Here is a 1,342-nt window from a genome sequence, read left to right as displayed (position 1 = left end):
GATCAAATATGTCACCCAGGCAAAAACCCGGCCGCCGGGCTTCGTCGTCTCCTGCTCGCGGCCCGACGCGATGCCGCAATCCTATGTCCGCTATCTCACCAACAGCCTGCGCGAAGCCTTCGACATGCCCGGCGTGCCGATCCGCATGGCGCTGCGGACGTCGGACAATCCTTTCGCGGGCCGCGCGAAAAAGCGGTGACGGTCCGTGATTGTCGCGAACGCCAGTTCCCTCGTCATCCACGGGCGGAGCGACGCGAAGCGGAGCGCAGACCCGAGGATCCATTCCGTTACGTCGGCCGAGGAATGCAGCGGTGCAGAATTCTGTACCGTGGCGACGCTTCTAAGTCACGGCATGGATCCTCGGGTCTGCGCGCGTCGCTTCGCTCCTTGCTCCGCCCGTGGATGACGAACCGCGCGGTACCTAAGCCACTCTAAGCAATCCTTTCGTTTCCGCCCCCTCCGGCAATGTCTCCAGTGCCGCCTGCAAAAGAATCTCCGCCAGCCGCGCCGCGACCGGGTCGAGCTCGGCGTCCTTCTGGTGTAGATGCAGCGCCATCATCGGCAGGGCGGGAAGCCCCAATACGCCCGGCGCGATCGCCCTGACATTGGCGGGCAGGCCGATATCGGTTCGGATCGTCAGGCCGAGGCCGGCCGCCACCGCCGCCCAGATGCCGCCGAGACTGGGGCTGGAGAATGCCATGCGCCAGGGCATGCCGGCGCGGTCGAGCGTTTCCGTCGCGACAGTGCGCAACAGGCACGGCGCCTCGAACACCACCAGCGGCAGCGGCTCGCCATTGCGCGGACCGACCTCGATCGGCTTTGCCGGGCCGATCCAGCGCGACTGCACATCGGCGACGTGGCGGCTGTAGGGCAGGGTGGTGCCGTCATGCCAGGCGAGCGCGATGTCAAGATTGCCGGACAGGACGCGTTCGACGAGGTCGTGGCTGCGTCCGATCCGCGCCTCGATGCGCACCTTGGGATGGGCGCGGGCGAAGCGGCCAAGCACGTCGGGCAGCACGGCCTCGCCGAAATCCTCCTGCAGGCCGAGCCGCACCCAGCCTTCCAGCTCGACGTCGCGAATGGCGGAGGCCGCCTCGTCGTTGAGCTCGATCAGCCGCCGCGCATAGCCGAGCATGGTTTCGCCGGCTTCGGTCAGCGCCAGGCCGCGCCCCGCCTTGCGGAAGATCGGCGTATCCGCCTGCTCTTCCAGCTTCTTCAATTGGGCGCTGGCCGCTGATGTCGAGCGTCCCAGCCGTTCGGCCGCCTTGGCGAAGCTGCCCAGCTCCATGCCGGTGACGAAGGTTCTGAGGACATCGAGGTCGAACGTGACGCGGCGCATGAG

1 protein-coding gene and 1 pseudogene are annotated in these 1,342 nt (G+C 67.2%); one reads left to right on the top strand and one right to left on the bottom strand.

Translation table 11 applies throughout. From position 1 onward, the window contains the following. Positions 1–199, top strand: a pseudogene (locus EOA27_RS36695) (ribosome biogenesis GTPase Der); the annotation flags it as partial. Between the two features lie 222 nt (positions 200–421). On the opposite strand, the gene EOA27_RS36690 reads toward EOA27_RS36695, so the two are convergent. Beyond that, on the bottom strand, positions 422–1,339 hold the full coding sequence (locus EOA27_RS36690) for a LysR substrate-binding domain-containing protein (RefSeq protein WP_127258747.1): 918 nt from the start codon (positions 1,337–1,339) through the stop codon (positions 422–424). Between the last annotated feature and the right edge of the window lie 3 nt (positions 1,340–1,342).

This window comes from Mesorhizobium sp. M2A.F.Ca.ET.037.01.1.1 (genome assembly GCF_003998075.1).
GTDB lineage: Bacteria > Pseudomonadota > Alphaproteobacteria > Rhizobiales > Rhizobiaceae > Mesorhizobium.
This window is presented reverse-complemented; position numbering and strand designations above follow the sequence as displayed.

What these genes read in the sequence shown, in the direction of transcription:
- EOA27_RS36690 (WP_127258747.1), bottom strand. Translation starts at nt 1,339, where the DNA reads ATGCGCCGCGTCACGTTCGACCTCGATGTCCTCAGAACCTTCGTCACC.